The 6043-nt window shown below is 36.1% G+C and carries 7 protein-coding genes; 5 read left to right on the top strand and 2 right to left on the bottom strand.

The window, feature by feature from the left end:
• The 4 genes from ABWO41_RS14500 to ABWO41_RS14485 all read left to right on the top strand — a co-directional run.
• On the top strand, positions 1 to 455 hold a 455-nt coding region (locus ABWO41_RS14500), incomplete at its 5' end, for a porin family protein (protein ID WP_353139531.1).
• Between the two features lie 193 nt (positions 456 to 648).
• Positions 649 to 1695, top strand: a complete 1047-nt coding sequence (locus ABWO41_RS14495) for an ATP-binding cassette domain-containing protein (RefSeq protein ID WP_353139528.1) — start codon at positions 649 to 651, stop codon at positions 1693 to 1695.
• 18 nt (positions 1696 to 1713) lie between these two features.
• Complete coding sequence (locus ABWO41_RS14490) at positions 1714 to 2235, top strand: ATP-binding cassette domain-containing protein (RefSeq protein WP_353139525.1); 522 nt, start codon at positions 1714 to 1716, stop codon at positions 2233 to 2235.
• Positions 2236 to 2348: 113 nt separating this feature from the next.
• Positions 2349 to 3167 (top strand): alpha/beta fold hydrolase, encoded by an 819-nt coding sequence (locus ABWO41_RS14485; protein WP_353139522.1) that lies wholly within the window; start codon positions 2349 to 2351, stop codon positions 3165 to 3167.
• A gap of 81 nt (positions 3168 to 3248) precedes the next feature.
• Here ABWO41_RS14485 and ABWO41_RS14480 read toward each other — a convergent pair whose 3' ends face one another.
• Entirely contained in the window at positions 3249 to 4232 is a 984-nt protein-coding gene (locus ABWO41_RS14480; RefSeq protein WP_353139519.1) for an aldo/keto reductase, read from the bottom strand.
• A gap of 36 nt (positions 4233 to 4268) precedes the next feature.
• Entirely contained in the window at positions 4269 to 4883 is a 615-nt protein-coding gene (locus tag ABWO41_RS14475; RefSeq protein ID WP_353139516.1) for an NAD(P)H-dependent oxidoreductase, read from the bottom strand.
• A 97-nt stretch (positions 4884 to 4980) separates the two neighbouring features.
• On the opposite strand from ABWO41_RS14475, the gene ABWO41_RS14470 reads away from it, so the two are divergent.
• Positions 4981 to 5892 (top strand): LysR family transcriptional regulator, encoded by a 912-nt coding sequence (locus ABWO41_RS14470; protein ID WP_353139513.1) that lies wholly within the window; start codon positions 4981 to 4983, stop codon positions 5890 to 5892.
• Positions 5893 to 6043: the final 151 nt, after the last annotated feature.

Genomic DNA, 6043 nt, shown 5'->3' with positions numbered 1-6043 from the left:
AATTTTCTTTTCAGCCTGGATTATCTTTTCAAGGTAAGGGGTATAAAGTGGATGTAGAGGATGAAGGTATCTCGTTTACAGATAAGGTTAATTTAGGTTATCTGGAAATTCCATTGAATGCAGTTCTACACTTACCTGCAGGAGACGGGAATGTTTTCATAGGTGCAGGTCCTTACGCGTCTTTTGGCCTATTTGGAAAGGAAAAGGTTGAAAGTAATGCCCCAGAATTTGAATCTATGAATGAGGATGTTAAATTTGGAAATTCAGAAGATGACGATATAGCTCCAATGGACTTTGGATTAAATTTCATGTTAGGTTATAGATTAAATAGCGGTTTGCTTTTTAATGCAGGTTATGGCCTTGGTTTGGCTAATAATATTCCTAAAGATTTGAGAGAAAATGATTTAAAATATAAACACAAAGTATTCTCAATTTCAGTAGGATATTCTTTCTAATATAAATGATCTAATTTAAAAGCAGCCTTAGTGCTGCTTTTTTTATTTGTCTTCTGCCACAAACTTTTTTACCTTTGTAATCAATCATCACAAACTACAATAATGTAATAGGTAATTTCTTTCAGAATTAAAATAAGACCGGCTTTTAAGAATTAGCTGGTTATTGGTTTTAACTTTTAAAAAGAAATTATTTATGATTACCATCCACAACTTATCGTATATACATCCGAATAAAGATTTATTATTCAGCAATGTTCAGCTCGTAGTAAATTCAAAACAAAAAATAGCGCTTATAGGCAATAATGGTGTCGGAAAGTCTACTTTATTAAAAATTATAGCAGGAGAAGTATTCCCTTCAACAGGACAAATCTCGGTTGATGCGGATGTTTACCATATTCCCCAGATTTATGGGCAGTATAATCATGTTACGGTAGCCGAAGCCTTGCGTGTTCACAAAAAAATCAATGCATTACAAGAGATTCTGAAAGGTAATGCTACCGATGAGTATTTGGATATACTTAACGACGACTGGACTATTGAAGACCGTTGTAAAGAAGCGCTTAAATATTGGGATTTGTTATCGCTAGACCTAAACCAGAAGATAGGTTCGCTAAGTGGCGGACAAAAAACCAAGGTTTTTCTTGCCGGATTAACTATTCACAAACCTTCTGTTATATTATTGGACGAACCCAGTAATCATCTTGATATAGATTCCAGAAGCAAACTTTACAAGTTTATTCAGTCTTCTCAAAGCACCATGGTTATTGTCAGCCACGATAGAACTCTTTTAAATCTTTTAGATACGGTTTGTGAATTAAGTGCAAAAGGTATAAATGTTTATGGAGGAAACTACGCATTCTACTCCGACCAAAAAGCGCATGAACTGGACACCTTAAACCAAAACCTGAAAAATAAGGAAAGAGCATTTAAGCAAGCCAGGGAAAAGGAGAGGGAAACAGTAGAACGTCAACAAAAGTTAGATAATAGGGGTAAGCAGAAACAGGAAAAAGCAGGTGTGGCAAGAATCATGATGAATACCTTAAGAAACAAAGCGGAAAACAGCACCTCGAAGCTTAAAACAGTGCACACCGAAAAAATAGATTCCTTGTCTAAAGAGTTAAATACCCTGCGTTCTTCTTTACCAGATACGGATCAAATGAAATTTGGATTCGATAATTCGGGCTTACACAGGGGCAAGACATTATTTACTGCAAATGATGTTAATTATACCTATCAATAAAAAAGCCTGTGGCCTGATGTGCTGAATTTTAAGATTGTAAGCGGCGAAAAAATATTGTTGAAGGGTGCCAACGGATCGGGTAAGACTACGCTTATCAGAATGATTTTTGGTCATATTAAACCTACGGAAGGAACAGTAAACAAAGTCAGTTTTAGTTCTATTTACATTGATCAGGATTATTCTTTAATTAATGATAATCTTAATATTTATCAGCAAGCTCAAAGATATAACATCTCTTCATTACAAGAACATGAGATTAAAACGAGACTGAACAGATTTCTTTTTGATAAACATGACTGGGATAAACCTTGCAGCGTACTGAGTGGTGGTGAAAAAATGAGATTATTACTTTGTTGCTTAAACATCCAAAACATTGCACCGGATATGATAGTTTTGGATGAACCCACAAATAATTTGGATATCAGGAATGTAGAGATTCTTACTTCTGCAATAAAAGAATATCAGGGTACTTTAATTGTAGTTTCCCATGACCAATCATTTTTAAATGAAATTGATTTAGAACGGATAATCTCTCTTTAAAATTATGATTAATAGAAATCATTGCCATCTAAGGGCGTATTCTTTTATGGTACAATGCTTGTAGCTGTTAGGTTTTTAAAAATATTCTTTTTTAAAACCTTAAAGATATTGTCATGCCTAAAATTGAAAAACAAAATTACAAGATCAATTACGTTGATTATGGACAAGGGCAACCTGTTGTGCTCATACACGGTTGGCCTTTAAGTCTGCAATCGTGGGAATTTCAAATACCTGCAATAGTAGAAGCGGGATATAGGTGTATAGCTTACGATCGAAGAGGGTTTGGCAAGTCTGATTCGACATGGGATAATTACGATTATGATTCTCTTGCCGAAGACCTTCATGATCTTGTTACTTCATTAAATCTGGAAAAGGTAATACTGGTAGGATTTTCTATGGGTGGCGGAGAGGTTATACGATATATCAGCAAATATGGTGATTCTAATATTTCTAAAATTGCTTTAATAAGTTCTATTATTCCATTAGTTAAACAAAAACCAGACAATCCGGATGGAGTACCTCAAGATAAGTTGGATGAAATTTATACAAACTTAAAGGAAGACAGATTGCATTTTCTAAAGGGTTTTCATAAGAACTTTTATAATGTAGGTCTGCTTAATAAGAGTGTAAGTGAGGAACAGTTGGATTTTGATTTTTCAGTAGCCGCTCACGCTTCGTCTGTAGCGACTGTGAAAGCAGCAAAAGCGTGGATGGATACAGATTTTAGAAGTGAATGTGCTTCTGTAAAAGTACCTGTATTGATAATTCATGGAAAGGCAGATCAAACCGTACCTGTTGCTACAGCCGGAGATCAGGCTGCCAAATTAATGCCGCAGGCGAAATATGAAGTATATGATGACGGACCGCATGGCTTAAACGTTACGCATAAAGACAGATTGAATAAAGATCTTATCGACTTTTTAGCAACTTAATTCGGGGAAAAAATATCATAAAAAAGCCTTCTCTGTTTTAGTCCGACAAAACAGAGAAGGCTTTAGATTTTGCATTAACACTTATACTTTTGAAAGTTCTGTGTTTATATATGATAGCTCTTCATTACTAAGATTAAGATCCATAGATTTTGCATTGCCAATTGCTTGCTCTGCATTTCTGGCTCCGGCTAAAACTACGGTAATAGCCGGCTGTAAACTGGTCCAGCGTAATACCAGTTGAGGAAGTGTAACACCTTTATCCAGTGCAATTGGTAAAATACTGGTGAGGAAATCCTGTACTTTTTTAAGGTTAAACTGCTGGAAATAGCCGTTTCTGTGATCGTTATCTTTCAATTTAGCGTTCCCGAAATATTTACCTGTCAGCAGTCCCCGTTCCATCGGACTGTAAGCAATAATTCCCAAAGCATTCTTTAATGCATAAGGAACCAAATCTTGTTCGATGCTACGGTTAAGCATGCTGTAACTCACCTGATTACTGGCTATATTGAGCGTTTTTCTGGCTTCTGTAACTTGTGTTACGTCATAATTACTTACACCTGCTTCACGGATTTTCCCTTGTTGCCGAAGTATTTCCAAGGCTTCCATAGTCTCGGAAATCTGAGTAGTATTATCCGGCCAGTGAATCTGTAGTAAATCTATATAATCTGTCTGCAGGCGCTTCAGGCTTTCCTCTACTTCTTTAATTACGCTAATCTTAGAAGCATACTTATATACCGGAACTAGCTTACCTGAGTTTTCTGCATCGAAGAAAAAATCACCTTTACCATTATTACTTCCGTCCCATACCAATCCAAATTTGGTTAGCAATTGAATTTTGTTTCTATCATAACCTTTGATGGCTTCGCCGATCATTGCTTCACTCAACCCAAAACCATAGAATGGAGCGGTGTCTAGTGTGGTGATGCCATGCTCTATGGATGCTTTTATTGATGCGATAGAGTCCTTTTTCTCGTTTCCGCCCCACATACTTCCGCCAATAGCAAAGGCACCATAAGTGATGGCAGATAATTCCAAATCTGTATTTCCTAATTTTCTATATTCCATTGTTCTATATTGTTAATTATATAATTCAGTGAATACTTATGCAACTTGTTTTTCGATTATAATAACTTCCTGAAGGTGACTGATATACTCCTGACGATAGTTTTCTATTCGCTCTTCGGTAGCATTTTTTTCTAAATCGTGAAAATGAAAACCATTGATTCTTTGCATGCCTACAAACTGGTTCATTTTATGAAAACCAAATAAGACGCCTTCATCTACAGAGTGCTGGTCGAAAAACTCCCCTGGCAATGTGAAGGCCGTATCAGGTGCATTCCAGCTCGTAGTTACCATATATCTTTTACCCTGCATCAATCCTCCGGTTCCGTAGTTAATTGCCGGATTTTTGCGGCTTCTACCGTCATTGGCATACATCCCGTTTTGGTGTCCTGCTGTAAAAACCTCGTCAATATATTTTTTCAAACGGTTGGGTACCTGAAACCACCATATAGGAGTATGATAAATAATGATATCAGCCCATTTGAAGTTTTCTACTTCTGTAAAGGCATTAAAGTCGTCATTGATATCGGTAATCCGTACATCAAATCCGTTTTTTAATAAAGTTTCTTTTGTCCAGTTGGTAAGCATTTGATTAAACAAACCGCCTGAGTGTGCAAAGATTTGACCGCTATTTATTATAAATATTTTTTTCATTTCTATAATTTCAATTATTGATACTGCAAATTTCTATTACTTTTTAGTATTACACAAATAACTTAAATTGTATATTTGTATAATAAAAATTATAGATATGCGATGGAATTTAGAGTGGCTTCGTACTTTTAAAGCTATATATGAAACAGGAACCTTATCTGCTGCCGCACAAGAATTGTTTATTTCTCAGCCAGGTGTGAGTTTACACCTGAATTCTTTAGAGGCGTTTACCGGCTATAAGCTATTTGACCGTTTGGCCAGAAAAATGGTGCCCACAGAAAAAGGAAAAATCTTGTACAATTATGTACTGGATCCATTGAAAAAAATGGAAACTGCCGAGCAACATTTTCACAAGCGTTCGCAGGAAGAACGTGCCACCATTAGTGTAGGCATGTGTTTTGAAACATTTCAGTATACATTGGAAGAACATATAGCTAGTTTGCCGTTCAACCTTATCATTAAATTTGGCGAATATCATCAAATGCAGCATGATTTGGACAATGGTCTTTTGGATTTGATTATTACTCCGCAGAAAGGCAACCAACAAAATTTACAGTATCAACCCTTCTCTAAAGAAAGGATTGTATTAATTGCAGGTAAAAAAACAGATACGTCTGAAGTGGAACGCCTTTTGGCTTCGAATAAGATTAAAGATGTTTCTGCCTTATTAAAGCAACAACTTTGGTATAGCACCGCTGCCGACATGGAACATTTGAAAAACTTTTGGTTGCGTCATTTTGGTGAACATCCTGACTTTAGTCCAAACTTTATTGTCCCGAATATCAGCTCTATTATTCGCTGTTTAAGTAATGGAAAAGGTTTTTCTGTAGTGCCCGACTTCCTGTGTGCAGAAGCCATCGCTTCGGGAAAGATAAAACTGATATGGGAGGGAAGTGTTCCTTTAGAAAATACACTTTACTTTGGAACAAGAAAGAAAACAATGTATCAGAATGAAATAGTGCAGCTCGAAAAGTTACTGGAAAATAAATGGGAAATAATAGAGGAGTAGATCTGAAAGTAACTGGTTTGAATTGGTTTTAGAATCTAGAGGGGAAAGAAATTGTGGATATAAATAAAAAAAGGTCTTCTGATGGAAGACCTTTTCTGCGGAGAAAGAGGGATTCGAACCCCCGGACCTGTTACAGTCAACGGTTTTCAAG

The organism is Pseudopedobacter sp. (genome assembly GCF_040392825.1).
Lineage (GTDB): Bacteria > Bacteroidota > Bacteroidia > Sphingobacteriales > Sphingobacteriaceae > Pseudopedobacter.
This window is presented reverse-complemented; position numbering and strand designations above follow the sequence as displayed.